This window comes from Enterococcus sp. DIV1682a (genome assembly GCF_051711005.1).
GTDB lineage: Bacteria > Bacillota > Bacilli > Lactobacillales > Enterococcaceae > Enterococcus_B > Enterococcus_B hirae.
In genome coordinates this window covers 2,799,695-2,818,253 of the sequence record NZ_JBIOLT010000001.1, presented here as the reverse complement: position 1 = coordinate 2,818,253, position 18,559 = coordinate 2,799,695, and the positions used below count along the sequence as shown (strand labels likewise).

The window sequence follows — 18,559 nt, the reverse complement described above, 5'->3', positions numbered from 1 at the left end:
ACAAAAACTAATTAGTTTAGAAAAAGTATAGACAGTTATCTGATCGGTAAATAAGATCATTGGGAAGACCTTGCTTAAGGCGTTCTTCTCAGTGATCTTAATTTATTGTTATTTAAATCCATCCTTGTTTTATTGCAAAATTTATCGCTTCAATTCGTGAACGTGATGCTGTTTTGCTTAGAATAGCAGAGATGTAATTACGTACAGTTCCCTCACTCAAAAATAGAGTTTGGGCAATTTGTTGGGTGCTGATGCCGGTTTTTAACAACGTTAAAATTTCAAGCTCTCTTGGGGTTAAAGGGTTTTTTTGAGTAATGAATGATTGAATAACCAATTCAGGTGAAAAAATCGTATCACCCGCCATGATTGAACGGACCGAACGAATAAGTTCTTCACTGGGACTATCTTTTAGCATATAACCGTTGACATTGTTCTGTAAAGCTTGCTGAAAATAGTGTTCTTGCGCAAAGGTAGTCAGAACCATAATTTTCACATCCTGTTTTAATAAACGAAGCTGCTTAGCAATTTCCAAGCCAGTCAACTTAGGCATTTCAATGTCTAATAAAACGATATTTGGTTTCAATTTGATGATGTCAGATAATGCCGTATCACCATCTGTTGCAGAACCAATAACTTCAAAATCTGTTTCAAGATTCAAAATCATCGTTAATGCAGTGTTCAATAATTGTTGATCCTCTGCCAAATACAATTTAATCATGCTCATTCTCCTTAGGCAACGAAATGACAATCTTTACTCCTTGTGTTCCAGTGATCGTCAACTGTCCTTTTTCAGTTTGAATCCGTTCTTTCATTCCGCTGATTCCATAGCCAGTTGATTTCAGTTGAGTGAATCCTTTTCCATCATCTTGAATGGTAATCAGATAGGTATCTATATTCTCGGTAAAATCAATCATCGCAATACTAGCTTTGCTGTGACGAATCATATTTGTGATGGCTTCTTTAATAACTGCGGATACTGTATGTTGAATGTTCGTCGGCCATTTTTCGGCTAGTTCCTCTCCTACAGAATGAAGCTGAATATTAGTAAGAACTAAATTTTTTTCTTCTTCTAGCATCGTTTGGGCAATTGTTCGCTCTTGTAAATTTGAAACGATCCCACGAACTAATGATAAGTTTTTTCGGGAAGTCTCAGCAATATCATGTAATTCATTGGTTGCTTGGCGTGAATCAATTGCTATTAATTTCTCCGCTAATTCAGCCTTTAATGAAATGATGGAAAACGCTTGGCCTAAATGATCATGGAGATCACGAGCAATACGATCTCGTTCATTTTGGCGCACAACTGCTTCTAAACGTTTATTTTGTTGGTTGAGGCGATAGATCCGCCGATAAGATTCCCCTACCGACTTAGCTGCTAGTGGTGTAATAATAGCAGCTATGATAGTGATACCTACATTAATGTAACTGGATGAATGAGTGAAATGAGTGGTCCACAACATAGCGCCAAGACTAATCATGACGCTTACATAATAACCAGTCAAATAATGATAGAATAAACGTTTGGTTACTGGCAGGGAGCCAATCTCCCAGGCAACGAAAATAAAGAGATATCCATTTTTTTGAAAGATACCAAATAAGCAGGCAATCAATAATTGAAGGAAAACGTCCCATGTTAAAAATTTATGAACTTCATAGCCATCTCGGTAAGCTTTTAAAAAAATAACTAAAAGTAATATAAATAACCAGTCAAACCAAGAAGTAAGGGGGAACAATGAATAGATCGTCGGTATTAAAAATACTAACCAGAAATAAGGTGCAATGCCGAATCGTTTTGGGAAAAATATGTGCTTTTCGAAAAAACTCATATGGTAGAAACCTCACTTTTACTTTGAAAAAAGACGACTACTTTGAACAGTACGAATAAAATGATCGTCCAAACTAAGAGTACCCCAAAACTAACAAAATTAAAACGTTGATAATTGATAAATCTTCTTAAAATTACAGCTGTTTGATAAGTTGGTAGCCAGTGTCCAACCTTTTGTACCCATGGGGGCATTATGCTAAGTGGCCACCATAGTCCGCTTAAAATTGCCATGGGAAAAACGATGAGATTACTAAGCAAATTTACTACGTTATCTGAACCTAATAGAGAGATGATCATTCCAATCAATATAAGTGGGAATGATAACAATGGAACGAGGAATAAAAGACCTATTAAATGAAACCAATTAATTGTTAGCTGATTTACTAAAATTCCAGTCATTATTAGTGCCAAAACCGAAAGTATATTTAACGATAGAAAGACGATTAACATCGATAGATAATATTGTGATTTTGAACCTGGACGTAGTGCTACAAATAAATCGAACTTTCTAGTATGATCTTCTAACAGAGTATGTGCGACTGTCATAACAGAACTAATCAATGAGCTATACACAATCATACTAATCATATAAGCGATATTCCATTTTTTCGAAGCTGCTGGTTGTGTTATTACCTGAGTAAATATAAGGTAAAAGCCTGTTGGCATGGCGATACTGAATAAGAGGAAGCGCAAGTTACGGAATACGATGCGTTTATAGTTGATTTGAACTTGAAACAAGAATTTTTTCATTTACCGCTACCTCCAATTACTTTTTGAAATAAAGAAGCCAAAGAATTTTGCTGAATGGCTAATTCGTCTAATTGATTAAGATAAGGAATTAAAGCTTCCATCACTACGTTTGGCTCATCAGTTATTAATTGAATATGCTGATTAGTTTTGGAACATTCTTTAACAGCTGAAATGGATGTGAATGTTTCTTTTGGTAATGGAGTGGTAAATTGGATGGTTATATGACCACTTTTTTTCCGCAATGATTTCAAGGTACCATCGTATACTAACCTAGTATCTTTTAAAATAAGGATTCGATCTGCAATCTGATCCAGTTCCTCCAGATAATGGTTAGTGATAAAAAAAGTCTTTCCATTTTGCTTCAAGCGGTCAATACTTTCCCAGAATGATTGTCGACTATTACTATCCATTCCAGCAGTCGGCTCATCTAAAAAAATTAGTTGAGGGTTTCCTGCCATAGTTGTTGCAAAAGTCAACCGACGTTTTTGTCCGCCAGACAATTGATCTAAGTAACACTTCTCTTTTTCTTTTAAGTTGGCTAAGCGAATCAAGGCTTCATAAGATAATGGGTTGTGATAGTAACTACGAGCAAGATTTAAACATTCTTTGACGGTGACTCGTTCGAGTGACAAGTTTTGTTGCAACATTACACCGACTTTATCACGGACTTTCCTGATATCTTGGGTTCCCATCACATAAGTAGTTCCTGAATTTGGTTGAATCAATTGGTTAAGTAGATTGATCAGAGTGGATTTTCCTGCACCATTTTCTCCTAATAGTGCGACAGTCTCTCCGGGTGCAATCTGAAATGAGATATTATCTAAAACGGTTGTCCGGTTATACACCTTCGATAAGTTTTGTACATCGATTATTGGATTCATATTCTTTCCTCCTGCTGATGTTATCTTAGCTATTTTTTGAGTTGTAAAACAGTCATGGATGTCATCAGTTGGACATGACAATTGTCATGTCTAAAGAACACAGAAATGTAGACTGCTGACTGAATAGTCAAAAAGTTGTTATTATTAATTAAAGAAGTGGAGAAAAGCTAAACTACCTTGTTGATTGTTCATTATGGAAACTCTTTTCACTTATATCTACTATTAAATTTCGCTAATTTTGATGTGGGGGAGGACTTTTGTTACTTGGCAACCAACTGATTTTTTTTGGAAGTTTGTGATTCATGGGGCACGTAAATTACTTTTATCAGACGTTCTACGGTATAATAAATGACGAACATGTTTCATTCATTTTCCTCTTACAACCAATTGAAAGCGTTTGTATTTTTGATTCAAGAAAGATACTTAGATGCTTGGAGTATACTTTCGTTGATATCATTGATTGGAAAACGATACCTGATGCGCTTGTCACTAAAGTTTTTCCTGACAAGTGTGCATTTGGTGGTGTTCTAACTTCGTTTACTAAAGCAATTGAAATAAATTTGAGATGAAAAAGGAGCGGATAGGATGGCTTTTCCAGAGAATTTTTTATGGGGCGGTGCATTAGCAGCCCATCAATTTGAAGGTGGTGTAATTGGAACGTCAAAAGGGCTTTCGGTGGCTGACGTGATGACAGCTGGCTCACATGGTGTACCTCGAGTGATCACGGATGGAGTTGTGGAAGGTAATTATTATCCCAATCATGTAGGGATTGATTTTTATCATCGCTATAAAGAAGATATTGCACTGTTTGCTGATCTTGGGTTCAAATGTTTTCGTACATCGATTGCTTGGTCACGTATTTTTCCAAATGGAGATGAGCTGGAACCTAATGAAGAAGGTCTTCAATTTTATGACGATGTCTTTGACGAGCTGTTGAAATATGGGATTGAACCGGTTATTACATTGTCCCATTTTGAAATGCCCTATCATATTGCCAAAGAATATGGTGGATTTATGAATCGTCAAACGATCGATTTCTTTCTTAAGTTTGCAGAAGTGGTATTTAAGCGCTATCAAAATAAGGTGAAATACTGGATGACATTCAACGAGATCAACAACCAAATGAACTATTCAAATGATATTTTTGGTTGGACCAACTCAGGGGTTCATTTTGGCGATTATGAAAATCCAGAAGAAGCGATGTACATTTGTGGCCATCATACGTTAGTTGCTTCTGCTAAGGCGGTTAAACTAGGAAAATCAATTAATCCAGATTTTGAGATTGGGAATATGATTGCGATGGTGCCTATTTATCCATTTTCTTCTCGACCAGCGGATCAAATCTTAGCGCAACAGATGATGCATGATCGTTGGTTTTTCTGTGATGTACAAGTTCGTGGACACTATCCAAATTATGCCCTTAAAATGTTTGAGCGTAAAGGGTACCAGATCGATATAACAGAAGCAGATCGACAAGCACTCGCTGAAGGTACAGTGGATTATATCGGTTTTTCATACTACATGAGTAATACGGTCGATTCGCAAGTCCATCAAGATGTTTCAACGAATGTTAGTGGTGGAAGTACGTACTCCGTAACGAATCCATTTATTAAGGAATCTGACTGGGGGTGGGCGATCGATCCAGAAGGTCTTCGTTATTCATTGAATGCTTTTTATGAGCGTTATGAACTCCCATTATTTATTGTTGAAAATGGGTTTGGTGCCATTGATGTTCTGGAGGCGGATCACACGATTCATGATCCTTACCGTATCGAATATTTACGTAGTCATATCCAAGAGATGGAAAAGGCGATCAATGAAGATGGTGTCGTGCTTTTGGGTTACACGCCGTGGGGTTGTATTGATTGCGTGTCATTTACAACAGGGGAGATGAAAAAGCGTTACGGTTTTATCTATGTTGATCGGAACAATGATGGTTCTGGTACGCTAGAAAGGTATAAAAAAGACTCCTATGATTGGTATAAGCGGGTAACAACCTCTAATGGAACAGAGCTTTAGACGAGCAAACATGTAAATAGACCACAAAAAATCAGCTGGTTGTTTTCAAATCAGCTGATTTACTATTTATTGTATTAAATTGAAAGAGAGTAAAAAGTTTATGCAAGTTGACCAACCTTATTTATAGAACCGTTTTTATTTTTTCCCATAAGTGATCCAGATCCATTGTTCCGTACTCTGCTTTAGAAATAGCTATCACTGGTATCTGAGGGAATTTCTTTTCAATTTCTTCTTTGGCATAGGCAAACGTTGGGGTTAGTAAAATAATATCTGCTTCCGAGGCGTGTTCGTCTATCTGACTTGCTTCATATATTTTAAGAGCCCAAGATTGATTTTTTTCTCTTAAAAACTTCGCTAATTTCATTTCTAAGAACTGGGTTTGCAAACTACCATTGGTAGAAATAAAATTAAAAGACAGATCAAAAATGACAATAGTTTTCATTTTTTGTTCCGCATGTTTTTGAGGATTGTTCATCGAAGTAGTAGCCATTTGTTTTCTTCCTTTCGTTTTACCTATTCGTTATCTCTAGTATACGACAATTATTTTGTAAGCGCTATTTTAAGTTGGTGGAAATAAGTGTGCTTTTTCTTTTAATTTCATTTCATATAGCTACATAGTGAATAAATTGAATAAATATAAATAAACAGCTATTTTATGTTGAACTTTCATTATTCAGCTCATAAAAGGGGTCAAACAATGCTATACTTTATCCAATGGAAAACAGAATAGGAGAAAAATGTATGGATCAAAAAACATTTATTGTGCTATTGATTTGTGGCGTGATCGTTTTGCTCATTGCTCTAGATTTCAATGCGCGTCGAAAATTAAAAGAAAGTGTCCATCAGAAGTGGGGAAGAGTGCCTTATCAACCTCGATTTGATAAAGAAAAAAGTTTAAAGGAAGCGTGGCTCACAGAAAAAGAATTTCGTTCATGGTCAAGTGAAGTGGATGACTTGACGTGGTACGATTTGGATATGTTTGAAGTTTTTGAAGGCATCAACCTGACATACTCTAGTATTGGTTCGGAAGCTTTATATCAACGGCTGAGGAGCTTTAACTTTGGGGAAGATCAACGATTAGAAAAGTTAATTGCTTTTTACCAAGAAAACCCTCAAACAAGAGAAAAAATCCAATATCAATTTGCACGACTAGGGAAAAAAGATGGTAATTTTACGAAGCAATATTTAGCGGATGGCCAAAGTAAACAGATCGGACATGTCGGCTTTTATACTTTTTTAGGTCTCTTACCGATCATTGGTTTAATTTTATTATTATTTGGACAAGTCCTAGGTATCTATCTAGCGATTGGTAGTTTGATTTTTAACACACTTTATTATCAAGTCAAGAAACAGACATTAGAAACTGAGATTAATAGTATGGGTTACCTAGTCTCAACGATCTCAACAGCGAATCAAGTAGCAAAGATTGCTACACCGGTTCAAGATGAATTACGGCAAAATGTTAAACCGTTAAAAGATATTCCTAAATTTGGTTTTTCTTTTCGAGTTAAGAGTGGGTCGGAAGCAGAAATTTTATTTGATTATGTCAATATGATGTTCATGTTGCCGTTTATTTCTTATCACTTTGTTATTAGTAGGTTAGAGAAAAAAACGAAAGAAGCAATGAAGGTTTGGGAATTATTGGGAGAAATGGAAGTAGCGGCTGCGGTTCTCAACTATCGTACTTACATGCCCATTACCTGTCAGCCAGAATTTACGGACAATGGCGTAGAGGCAGAAGATCTCTATCATCCTCTCTTGAAGGAAGCGGTAGTGAACCCAGTAGATTGGCACCAGAACATTTTAGTGACGGGCTCGAATGCTTCAGGTAAATCTACTTATGTGAAAAGTATTGCGATCAATTGTATCTTAGCACAGACGATCCAAACAGCCCTCGCAGAAAAGTTTACCTTGCAGCACGGTCACGTACTGACTTCTATGGCGATCGAAGATGACTTGTTTGCAGGAGATAGTTATTTTGTTTCAGAAATCAAATCGATTAAACGTCTACTAGATCAAGTGGAAAAAGGGGAAAGATGTTATTGTTTTGTGGATGAGATTTTAAAGGGAACCAATACGATCGAACGGATTGCTTCTTCTGCAGCAGTAGTAAGATGGTTGGCAGATTATCCTTCACTAGCTTTTGTGGCGACTCACGATATTGAATTGACTGAGATATTGAAAAATGAATGTGAGAATGTCCATTTTGAGGAACAGGTCACTGCAGAAAAAGGAATCAGTTTTGATTTTAAATTAAAGCAAGGTCCAGCAAAAACCAGAAATGCGATTGCATTATTGAAAGTCTTAAATTATCCGGAAAAACTAGTTGCGGATGCAAAAGAAGCAGCAACATTTTTTGATCAACATCGAAAATGGGAGGTAGTTGAATAATATAAATCTATTTTGGTTATCTTTATAAGTTCCGAAAGAAAAGACACTTTTTCCTAGTTAAAAGGTGTCTTTTTTGATATTTATTTAATAACTAAAAAACTTTAATTTTATTAGTAAATATATCTGTTTTTTGGTCAATAAATTATGTATATAATTAAGCTGATTTATTCAGAAGGAGAGGAAGAAATGAGTGAGGTAATTGGGAAAATTTTTGTGACAAAGGACTATGCAAAGTTCAAAAAATTGAAAGGAAATCGTCAAATAAAGAAAAATCAAAACTTAGAAGAATCGATAAAAAACAGTGGTATCATGATACCAATAGAAGTAAACGAACATTTTGAAATTTTAGATGGACAAAATCGTTTTGAATTAGCAAAAAAATGGAATCAATTGATTCCTTATCGGATACTGGATGGTTCTGGAATCCAAGAAGTGATTGAACTTAATTCAACTACTAAATCTTGGACATTAATAGATTATATCAATAAATATTGTTTGGACGGCAAGGAAGATTATCTTTTACTGAAAGAACTAAAAAACAAATACATAAAAATACCTATCTCATCTTTAGCTTCGGCGGGTGAAGGATATTTAAACCTTAATCAACATGTAACAAATAGCATCAGAGAAGGAAATTTTTCCTTTTATAATTATGATATTTTTTGTACATTTCTCGAACAGTATTCGCTCTTTCTAACGGAAACAGGAATTAAAAGTGGGCAATATACATTGTTTGCTTTCTTTAACTTATATACCACAAAGGGGTTTGACCTTGAACGTTTAATTACGGGAGTCGCCAACGAAGTAGAGTCTGTTAATGATAATAATAATCTTTATGTAATCATGGAAATATTCCTCAAAGCTTATGAGTATAGTCGTCTAAAGGATAAAAAATCAGCTATTACCTACGAAATTAATGATAAGGAACAACCGGACATATTAACCACTAGAAATACAACATTATGGAATGGAAAAAGGTGAAGTAATGGATGAAGTAATGGATGCCGTGTATGGAGAAATTTATTCTACAAAGGATTATAGCCAATTCAAACTTATTCGTGGTAACAGAAAAATTTCAACAAATTTGAAATTAGAAAAATTAATTCAGAAAAGTGGTGTTTTAAGGCCTATAGTAGTAAATAAAGAGATGGAGATTTTAGATGGACAGCATCGTTACGCCATAGCAAAAAAGTACAAGCTAGAGTTGCCGTATTATATCAGTCCTTCTAAAAGTGTAGAAGATATCATTATTTTAAATACTTCATCAAAACGTTGGCAAGCAGAAGATTATATTCAAAAATATAAAGAAGATGGACTGAGAGATTATATTTTATTAGATAGAATACTTACAGAGTATATTAAAATCCCACTAACGGATATTTGTTATTGTGCGCAAGGATACTTCAAGAAAAAAGGAAAGCTAATGGAAAAAGTAAAAGATGGACAATTTAAATTCATTGATAGCGATGGTTTTATAGAATGTTTAATAGATTTTCAAAAGTTTATATATGTAACAGGAATACATCCTATCAAAGGAGTATTTTCAGCTTTTTTTGGATTATATATCGTTGAAAAATTTAATTTAGAACATTTTATTAGCAAAGTTAATTCACAAGACTTAAAAACAAAAATAGTTGGTATTAACAATGAGAAACTACTGTTAAAGAGGTTTGTAAAAGACGCTTATAATTTTAATGTAAAGAAGACATCTGACAAATATATAAATTTTAAATTTAACAATGATAATGAAAAGAGTATTTATATTTTAGAAAAATTAAAAAAACATCTAATCCATCCTAAGTTTAACGATCGAATTTATTAAGAAAAAAATGTAAAAAGCTATCTCTAGTTAATAGAAGGTGGCTTTTTATGTTTCGTAGAAAAATGAGTAATTTAAATGTGAGGATACATTTATTTCTTTTAAAACATTTTTTATTATCCAAGTGTTGTATCCATGTTACAATAGAGAATCAGATGGAAAAAAGGAGATCGTTAAAAAAATGACACAGGCTCTTGAAATAAAGAATTTAAAAAAAGTATACGCAACGGGAGTTGAAGCGTTGCGAGGGATTGATTTAACGGTGGAAGAGGGCGATTTTTATGCCTTGCTTGGTCCTAATGGTGCGGGGAAATCTACGACAATTGGGATCATCACTTCACTCGTGAATAAAACTTCTGGTGAAGTAAAAGTGTTTGGTTATGACTTGGATACTGATTTGGTTCGTGCCAAACAACAAATCGGATTAGTACCGCAAGAATTCAATTTTAATCCTTTTGAAACAGTTCAACAGATCGTAGTGAATCAAGCAGGATATTATGGTGTTTCACGACAAGAAGCAATCAAACGTAGTGAAAAATACCTTAAGCAATCCAATCTATGGGAAAAAAGAAATGTTCGTGCACGCATGCTTTCTGGTGGGATGAAACGGCGACTGATGATTGCTAGAGCATTGATGCATGAACCGAAACTATTGATTTTAGATGAACCTACTGCAGGTGTAGATATTGAACTAAGACGTGAAATGTGGGAGTTCTTGCGAGAATTAAATGAACAAGGTACCACGATTATTCTAACGACTCATTATTTGGAAGAAGCCGAAATGTTGTGTCGGAATATCGGGATTATCCAATCAGGTGAATTGATTGAAAATACAAGTATGAAATCATTACTTTCTAAATTACAATTTGAAACGTTTATTTTTGACTTAGCACCGTATGAACAAGCGCCAGTTCTACAAGGGTACACTAGTACGTTTGAAGATGAGCGGACCCTTGCTATTGAAGTAGAACGGGATCAAGGGGTCAACGGAATCTTTGATCAATTAAGTGAACAAGGGATAAAAGTGCTTTCGATGAGAAATAAATCGAATCGCTTAGAAGAATTATTCTTGAAAATCACGGAAGAAAATGGTCATGTGGAGGAAAAAAATGTTTAGTCTTTATTTTACAGCTTTAAAAAGTTTAGCCATCAAGGAAACCAATCGCTACTTGCGGATTTGGGTCCAAACACTGGTACCACCAGTGATTACCACTTCACTTTATTTTGTGATCTTTGGGAAAATGATTGGCGGACGTATTGGTGATATGGGTGGATTTTCCTACATGGAATTTATTGTTCCAGGGTTGATCATGATGTCCGTTATTACTAGTTCTTATTCCAATGTTTCGTCCTCATTTTTTTCTCAAAAATTCCAGAAAAATATTGAAGAAATTTTAGTTGCGCCCGTTCCCACACATGTGATTATTTGGGGATTTGTGATTGGTGGACTGGGACGTAGTATCTTGGTCGGGGCGTTGGTAACGATGATTTCGCTATTCTTCGTTCCGCTAAATGTCTTCTCTTGGGGCATCGTGATTGTTACTTTGCTGATGACATCGATTTTATTTTCACTAGCGGGTTTGATCAATGGGATTTTCGCACAGTCGTATGATGATGTGTCGATCGTGCCGACCTTTGTCCTTCAGCCATTGACATACCTCGGTGGTGTCTTTTATTCGATCTCTATGTTGCCACCAATCTGGCAGGCAATTTCTAAAGTTAATCCGATCGTTTACATGATTTCAGGATTTCGTTATGGGTTCCTTGGAACGACAGATGTACCCATCATGGTTTCGATCACGATTCTTGTGTTATTTAGTTTAGTGCTTTATTCACTATGCTGGTATTTAATCAATAAAGGTAGAGGGTTAAGAAGCTAGAGTTTGTGGAATGATCAAAAAAACTTATTCGGTTTTCTACAGAAACGGATTGATTTGATCAAATTTTTGGTAATAGACAAGAAATAGTTGAGTCTAGGATAGATGCTTATCCTAGACTTTTTTTGTTCGATTAAAGGACTTCCTCATACAAATTTAGACGATCTCTACTTAAACTAGCTAAATATAATGTGTTAAAATGATAACTAAACTTTAGTTTTTAGTGTTTTATCTAGTATAGAAAAATAAAAAGGGGATATGGAATGACAATTGAATTTCGAGAAACGACGTTAACTGATGTGCCAGCCGTCATGAAAATCATTAATGAAGCAAAACGGTTATTAGCTTCCGCTGATAGTCCGCAATGGCAAAATGGCTATCCAAATGAAGAAACGATCAGGCAAGATATCGAAAAAACATGGTCTTATGTTTTGGTAGTCGATGGAATCATTGCTGGAACATTAGCCTTACAAAAAACACCTGATAAAAATTATCAAGAAATCTTTGAAGGAAGTTGGGAAAAAGCTGATGCGCCCTATACAACAATCCATCGCATTGCACTAGCTGATGCATTTCGCGGACAAAAGCTGGCTTACCGACTCGTTGAGTATGCAGAAGCAGAAACAAAGGCCTTAGGAATGGCACAAGTAAGAGTTGATACGCACAAAAAGAATACTAGTATGCAACGTATCATGGCTCATTGTGGGTTTGAGTTACGTGGTATCGTCTATGTCGACGATGAGATAGACAATGAACGATTGGCGTATCAAAAATTGCTTTAGTAAAGGAAGCAGTGGTTTTGCTTCTTTTGTTGATTCCTAGTATAATGACTCTGTTTTTTAGAATAGTGAACGAAGAGTATTACATGGCGAAACTACAATGAAATGGAGAGTTATCAGTGAAAGAAAATTTTTGGGCAGAATTACCGAAGCCCTTTTTTATATTAGCACCAATGGAAGATGTCACAGATGTGGTGTTTCGACATGTTGTGCAGGCGGCAGGAGCGCCCGATGTGTTTTTTACAGAATTTACAAATTCCGATAGTTTCTGCCATCCTGATGGTAAAGAAAGTGTCAGAGGTCGCTTGACATTTACCGAAGATGAACAGCCGATGGTTGCTCATATCTGGGGGGATAAACCAGAATTTTTTAGACAAATGAGTATCGAACTAGCAGAAATGGGTTTTAAAGGGATCGATTTGAATATGGGATGTCCGGTTCCTAACGTTGCTGAACGTGGGAAAGGGAGTGGCTTGATTCTTCGTCCGGAAGTTGCAGCGGAACTGATCGAAGCAGCGAAAGCAGGAGGATTACCTGTAAGCGTCAAGACAAGAATCGGCTATACAGAACAAGAAGAGTTGGAAGGTTGGTTGAGTCATTTATTGAAACAAGATATCGCCAATCTTTCTGTTCATTTACGTACGAGAAAAGAAATGAGTAAAGTAGATGCTCATTGGGAGTTGATCCCTCAAATCGTAGCATTAAGAGATCAACTTGCGCCACAAACGTTGCTTACGATCAATGGCGACATTCCTGATCGGCAAACGGGCTTGGAATTAGTTGAAAAATATGGTGTAGACGGGATTATGATCGGTCGGGGGATCTTTAAAAATCCTTTTGCTTTTGAAAAAGAACCAAGGGAACATTCAGCAACTGAATTGATTGATCTTTTACGTCTGCAATTAGATCTCCAAGACCAATATGCCAAAGAAATCCCCCGTTCAATGACTGGGCTACATCGTTTCTTTAAAATCTATGTCAAAGGATTTCCGGGTGCAAGTGACTTACGTGTTCAATTAATGAATACTAAATCGACCGACGAAGTCAGAGCGCTTTTAAATGCTTTTTCTAATCAAGAGTAACCGATGAAAATTTCAAGAATACTGTATTCTGTTTGTATTTTTGAATCTTATAAAAGAAATCAGAGGTAGATAAAACGCCGAATGATCCGAATGAATTTTCGTGATCATTGGGCTTTTTTTTGTAAAAGTAGTTATTTAATGAGAAATTTGAATGGCAAATGAGACAAAACTTGTCACAGTCTCTTCTAGTATCTCTAAAAACGGATAAACGGTGTTCAAAGAGCTGACCTTCGGCGATAAGTCAAAAAATCTCAAAACATGGGAAGCTGTTTCGAGATTTCCATCCTTAATGCTCCTGCGATTACTCGTCGCAGTTTTTACTTGGTGAGCGCTCAGGTCAAAACACTCTTTTCACGACCTCTTGTTCACGGTGAGAAAAAAGTAGCATCTTCGGAAAATTTGCTGAAATTTACCAAAAATTTGAGAAGCACCAAGTAGGTAACAATCAACATCAAAAACTAGTTTTTGTGTTTCTTGTCAATTTTCGGAAATTCCTTCTTATTTCTTGATGCTAAACACTTTTGTCTCAACCTCTTTGAGCATATTAGTTTATCACTTGATAAATTTTGCGTTATCATTAAATTTATCAAGTGATAAAAAAGGTAAGTAGGTGATCCCATGAAAAAAATTATTGTCATTGGGGCGGGAGTAGCTGGATTAAGTGCCGCAGTTCGGTTGCAAAAGCTAGGATATGAAGTCACACTGTACGAAAAAGATCGTCAAGTTGGCGGGAAAATGAATCAAATCAAAACGGCAGGATTTACCTTTGATTTAGGACCAACGATTGTGATGATGCCAGAAATTTATCGGGAAGTATTTGAATTTTGTGGGAAAGACCCCGATGACTACATTCCAATGAAAAAAGTTGATCCAATGTTAAAACTGTATTTCAACAAAGAGGAACCAATCGAGTTTTCCAATGATTTAATTGAATTGACAAAGACGTTGGAAAACATTTCGCCAGAAGATACACAAGGTTATTTCTCATTTTTAGCAGATATCTATCAGCGATATACGATTGCAAAAGAAGCCTTTATCACGAAATCATTTCGTGGTTTTTGGGATTTTTATAATCCTAAATCATTATGGGCAGGGATCCGCTTGCGGACATTCAGCGATGCGTATACGTCTATTTCTAAATTTGTGAAGGATGACCGTTTGCGTAAATCATTGGCTTTTCAAACACTTTATATTGGGGTATCGCCTTATCAAGGACCCTCTTTATATACGATTATTCCAATGATTGAATTATTTTATGGTGTTTATTTTATTGAAGGTGGAATGTATACGTTAGCGACTTCATTGGCTCGATTGTTTGAAGAATTAGGTGGAAAGATCGTTTACGAAACATCAGTAGATGAAATCCTAATTGACAATAAGATTGCTAAAGGGATCCGAATCGGGAAAGAACAAGTGATGGCTGATGCTATTGTATGTGGCGCTGATTTTCCTTATGCGATGAAGGAATTAATTCCTGATGAAAGAAAACGGGGAAAGTATACAAATAAAAAAATCGCTAAATTTGAATATTCATGTTCTTGTTTTTTGATGTATCTTGGCTTAGACAAGAAATACCCAGAGGAACACTTGCATAGTATTTATTTTGCAGAAGACTTTAAACAAAATGTTGATGATCTATTTGAACGAGGAAAGTTACCAGATGATCCATCTTTTTATTTGTACCGACCGTCATTGATGGATGATTCGCTTGCACCTGAGGGTCAGGAAGGCTTATATGTCTTAGTACCAGTGCCAGAATTGTCAAAATATGAGAAGTGGACGGAACAAACGATGCAAGCCTATCGCCAAAAAATCATCCGATTGCTCAAAGAAAAGACGATTTTTAAGGATATCGATGAGCATATCGTATCCGAAACATTGATCACGCCCAAAGATTTTTCTGAACGTTTCAATGCTTATAATGGAGCGACTTTTGGCTTAAAACCGACACTGAAACAAAGTAATTATTACCGCCCGCATAACAAATTTTCTGCAGCAGAAAATTTATATTTTTGTGGGAGTAGTACCCATCCTGGCGCAGGGGTACCCATTGTTATGCAAAGCGCAAAATTAGCGGTAGAGGAGCTGTTGAGAGATGATAACCATTAACAATGATCCTTTTCAAGAATACCAAAAAGATTTTGCCTATTGTGAATCAATCATCAAGAAAAATTCAAAATCGTTTTACCTGGCTTTCTCACAGTTGCCTAAACGAAAAGCTCAAAGTGTCTATGCCGTGTATGCGTTTTGCCGACGTGCAGATGATTTGATTGATCGGGACAACAATCAAGCGGGATTGAGACAGTTAGAACGGCAATTGCTAGATTTTAATGAGGGAAAGGTTCCCAACGATCCAGTCTGGCGTGCGCTATCAGTGGTCTTTGACAATTTTCCCATGGTAACCGCTCCTTTTTTTGATATGCTGACTGGTCAACGAAAAGATGCTGATTTTAAGCAACCAGAAACAAGAAAAGATCTTGAAGAATATTGTTATTACGTTGCAGGTAGTGTAGGTTTGATGTTGCTTCCGCTTTTAACTGAGCGCCCAGCTGACATCGTTGTACCAGCTAAAAAATTAGGAGAAGCGATGCAGTTAACGAATATTTTACGAGATGTTGGAGAAGATTATCAAATGGGGCGAATCTACCTGACAAAAGAAGACATGACTAGATTTGGGGTGGCAACTACCATGTTAAAAGAAAAGCAAGCCCAAACACAATTAGTCGCTTTATGGGAATCACTGGCTCAGCAGGCTGAAAACTTATATGAAGAATCATTTGAAATGTTTCCTCTTATTACAGAAGATTGTCGTCAAGCACTTGCCAGTGCTGCGTTTATTTATCGTGAGCAATTAAATATCGTGAGAAAACAGCATTATTCTTTATTTGATAATAAGAATAAAGTTAGTCATTATCGAAAAGTACAGCTTTTAAAAGAGGTCAAAAGTTATCTCAAAAGCTATTGAACCGTCTGATTATTAAAGAACCGAATATAAATTCAATATTGTTGTTTTCAAACGATCATTAGTTGAAAAAATTGAAAGCAATGAGCCCGAGACCAAAAAGGTTGTCGGGCTTTTTATCACTGTTTTGTTACATAGGTCTTTCTATGCGAGAAAAATTTTCAGATAAAAATAAAGATTTAGCGGAATATTTTAGAACTTGTCGTATATTATTCATGACCAAGGTAATAGTTTTACCAACTAAATGCTAGGAGGATGGAAGAATGGGACCAATTGCAGTTACGCCTGATCAATTAAAATCACAAGCGAAGATCTATCAGCAATCAGCGCTCCAAATACAAGAGGCTATCCGAAAAGTAAATACGATGAACCAGCAAATTGCACATAATTGGAAAGGACAAGCTTTTCAAGCATATCTTGATCAGTATCACCAGTTAGAAGGTAGCGTTAAACAAATGACACAATTATTTGAAAGTATTTATGAGCAACTCAACAACTATGCGAATACCGTCTCAGAACGGGATCGTCAAGATGCTCGGAATTTTGGGTTGCTATAGCGTTTATCAGTAAAAACCAATCTTCGTTTGACTTGTACTCATTAAAGCAGCAAATGTCAGTTGTTTTTTAGCTATTTTCATTTGGTTTTTGTTTTGATTCCTTGACTTTGAATGTAAAAAATAAGCCATACATGAAAAAAGGGGTAACTCAATGAAACAGGGAATAGTCATTGATATTTGTTTACAAATCGAACAGCAAACGATCGACTTGCAAATACCTAGGGAAATAACCATTAGGCGCTTAAAGGAATTATTTGTGAACGCACTTCAGGTTTCTTCGATCGTGCTACCGGCTGCGTTCGATTTAGAAGTGACAAATAAATCAATACGATTGAATGAAGAATTTCTTTTATCAGATTATCCAATTAGTCATGGTGACCAACTGTTAATCAAGCCACGTATCCTTAATGGTGGTGACAACAAGTAATTGAAGAGCGAAAAGGATGTATTTAAAAAAGAAGGTATTAAAATAACCGATGAACAAGTGGAAATTCAGCTACAAGCGAATCAATATGCGCTGGATCAGATCGAACAATATACATTTTTTTTAAAACCTAAAAGAAATTTACTGGCAGGTGACGTTAGCCATTTATCTACAGAAAAATTAATCATTCAATACAAAAAAACAAATCAAATGAAGTGTTTCTCACAGGTTTTGATTAAATTAGATTTTTACCAACGATTATTGCTTGCCCAAAAAGTCAATCAATTGTGTGATTTTATGAATGGACCGATCCAACCATTGTTTCATCCCGATAATTTGTTTCTGTTTGGAGAAGAGATTTTTCTTGCACATCGAGGGTTTATGCAAGTTATCGCTCCATATACGGTCACTGAAAATGATTTTCTGAAGCAATATCGGGCACTGGTGTTGGCTATCTTATATCCTAATTTGAGTTATGAGAGTTTAAATGGAGGAAGTGAAGGATTAACAGATGACTTGTCGAAATTGCTCCATGGAGCAAAAAATGTAACAGAAATCAATCAGATTATTAGCGACCAAATCGAAACACAAAAGGAGATTCGAACGACAGAATTACGTGTGGTCAGTAGGAAAAATTACTTTATTTTTAAATGGGGTAGCCTTTTATTCAGCTTGTCAACCATCCTTTTTGCTTTATTAACAGGAAATTATGCGTTTTATCAATTACCACAAATAGAACGGAGCGTGGATGCACAAGCAAAATATATAGCCAAGGATTATGCAGGTGTTTTAACGGCTTTAGCAGATGTATCCCCCAGTTTGTTTTCTCAAAGTATCAAATATATAGTGGCTGTTAGTGTCATTCAATTAGATCATTTAACTTCATTAGAAAAAACAGCTATTTTAAATCAATTATCTCAAGAGTCAAGTGAGAATCGTTTGCTTTATTGGATTTACATTGACAGAAATAATCTCCAACAGGCATTGGATATCGCTCAAAACATTGGAGATGAGCAGTATCTTTTGCATGTCTATACTAAGTTATATCTGACAGTAAAAATGAACGATCAAATGAGTGGTGAAAAAAAGCAAAAATTACTAAAAAACTATCAAGAAAAAATTAGTCAATATAGCAAAAAGCCAGGAGAGAATAAATCTGAAAATCCCACAAAATAAGACACTATGTACCGAGA

General features: G+C 35.7%; 18 protein-coding genes. 13 read left to right on the top strand and 5 right to left on the bottom strand.

The features are described from left to right. Positions 1-112: 112 nt before the first annotated feature. The 4 genes from IGJ23_RS12885 to IGJ23_RS12870 are packed head-to-tail and all read right to left on the bottom strand — an operon-like array spanning position 113 to position 3,456. Positions 113-718 carry a response regulator transcription factor gene (locus IGJ23_RS12885; protein ID WP_010720669.1) on the bottom strand — a complete coding sequence of 202 codons (606 nt, stop codon included), beginning with the start codon at positions 716-718 and terminating at the stop codon, positions 113-115. Next, complete coding sequence (locus IGJ23_RS12880; RefSeq protein ID WP_438775056.1) at positions 711-1,826, bottom strand: sensor histidine kinase; 1,116 nt, start codon at positions 1,824-1,826, stop codon at positions 711-713. The genes IGJ23_RS12885 and IGJ23_RS12880 overlap by 8 nt, the downstream gene beginning before the upstream one ends. Further along, positions 1,823-2,575 (bottom strand): ABC transporter permease, encoded by a 753-nt coding sequence (locus IGJ23_RS12875; protein ID WP_413138806.1) that lies wholly within the window; start codon positions 2,573-2,575, stop codon positions 1,823-1,825. Before IGJ23_RS12875 ends, IGJ23_RS12880 begins: the two co-directional genes overlap by 4 nt. Next, positions 2,572-3,456, bottom strand: coding sequence for an ABC transporter ATP-binding protein (locus tag IGJ23_RS12870; protein WP_367010717.1), 885 nt, complete (start codon positions 3,454-3,456; stop codon positions 2,572-2,574). Before IGJ23_RS12870 ends, IGJ23_RS12875 begins: the two co-directional genes overlap by 4 nt. 585 nt (positions 3,457-4,041) lie before the next feature. Between IGJ23_RS12870 and IGJ23_RS12865 the strand changes: the two genes are divergently transcribed. After that, positions 4,042-5,475, top strand: a complete 1,434-nt coding sequence (locus IGJ23_RS12865; protein WP_094940716.1) for a 6-phospho-beta-glucosidase — start codon at positions 4,042-4,044, stop codon at positions 5,473-5,475. A gap of 121 nt (positions 5,476-5,596) precedes the next feature. Here IGJ23_RS12865 and IGJ23_RS12860 read toward each other — a convergent pair whose 3' ends face one another. After that, positions 5,597-5,965, bottom strand: a complete 369-nt coding sequence (locus tag IGJ23_RS12860; protein WP_010737245.1) for a hypothetical protein — start codon at positions 5,963-5,965, stop codon at positions 5,597-5,599. A 251-nt stretch (positions 5,966-6,216) separates the two neighbouring features. Between IGJ23_RS12860 and IGJ23_RS12855 the strand changes: the two genes are divergently transcribed. The 12 genes from IGJ23_RS12855 (at position 6,217) to essB (ending at position 18,542) form a co-directional block, all read left to right on the top strand. After that, a complete protein-coding gene (locus tag IGJ23_RS12855) occupies positions 6,217-7,866 on the top strand; it encodes a MutS-related protein (protein WP_438775055.1) in 1,650 nt (549 codons plus the stop codon). A 186-nt stretch (positions 7,867-8,052) separates the two neighbouring features. Then, positions 8,053-8,847, top strand: coding sequence for a ParB N-terminal domain-containing protein (locus IGJ23_RS12850; protein ID WP_438775054.1), 795 nt, complete (start codon positions 8,053-8,055; stop codon positions 8,845-8,847). 4 nt (positions 8,848-8,851) lie between these two features. Then, a complete protein-coding gene (locus tag IGJ23_RS12845; protein WP_438775053.1) occupies positions 8,852-9,688 on the top strand; it encodes a ParB N-terminal domain-containing protein in 837 nt (278 codons plus the stop codon). A gap of 178 nt (positions 9,689-9,866) precedes the next feature. Then, on the top strand, positions 9,867-10,802 hold the full coding sequence (locus IGJ23_RS12840; RefSeq protein ID WP_438775052.1) for an ABC transporter ATP-binding protein: 936 nt from the start codon (positions 9,867-9,869) through the stop codon (positions 10,800-10,802). Further along, a complete protein-coding gene (locus IGJ23_RS12835) occupies positions 10,795-11,565 on the top strand; it encodes an ABC transporter permease (protein WP_010720659.1) in 771 nt (256 codons plus the stop codon). The genes IGJ23_RS12840 and IGJ23_RS12835 overlap by 8 nt, the downstream gene beginning before the upstream one ends. A gap of 260 nt (positions 11,566-11,825) precedes the next feature. After that, positions 11,826-12,344, top strand: a complete 519-nt coding sequence (locus tag IGJ23_RS12830) for a GNAT family N-acetyltransferase (protein WP_053765962.1) — start codon at positions 11,826-11,828, stop codon at positions 12,342-12,344. 116 nt (positions 12,345-12,460) lie between these two features. Further along, entirely contained in the window at positions 12,461-13,423 is a 963-nt protein-coding gene (locus tag IGJ23_RS12825) for a tRNA dihydrouridine synthase (protein ID WP_010720657.1), read from the top strand. A 618-nt stretch (positions 13,424-14,041) separates the two neighbouring features. Then, positions 14,042-15,532: a phytoene desaturase family protein gene (locus IGJ23_RS12820; RefSeq protein ID WP_367010715.1), complete on the top strand. Its 1,491-nt coding sequence runs from the start codon at positions 14,042-14,044 to the stop codon at positions 15,530-15,532. After that, positions 15,519-16,388 carry a phytoene/squalene synthase family protein gene (locus IGJ23_RS12815; RefSeq protein ID WP_053765960.1) on the top strand — a complete coding sequence of 290 codons (870 nt, stop codon included), beginning with the start codon at positions 15,519-15,521 and terminating at the stop codon, positions 16,386-16,388. Before IGJ23_RS12820 ends, IGJ23_RS12815 begins: the two co-directional genes overlap by 14 nt. Before the next feature lie 260 nt (positions 16,389-16,648). Then, entirely contained in the window at positions 16,649-16,942 is a 294-nt protein-coding gene (locus tag IGJ23_RS12810; RefSeq protein ID WP_010720654.1) for a WXG100 family type VII secretion target, read from the top strand. A 151-nt stretch (positions 16,943-17,093) separates the two neighbouring features. Continuing rightward, the gene (locus IGJ23_RS12805) at positions 17,094-17,369 is read left to right on the top strand and encodes an EsaB/YukD family protein (protein WP_010720653.1); all 276 of its coding nucleotides are present in this window, start codon (positions 17,094-17,096) and stop codon (positions 17,367-17,369) included. After that, positions 17,370-18,542: a type VII secretion protein EssB gene (gene essB, locus IGJ23_RS12800; protein ID WP_063627653.1), complete on the top strand. Its 1,173-nt coding sequence runs from the start codon at positions 17,370-17,372 to the stop codon at positions 18,540-18,542. Positions 18,543-18,559: the final 17 nt, after the last annotated feature.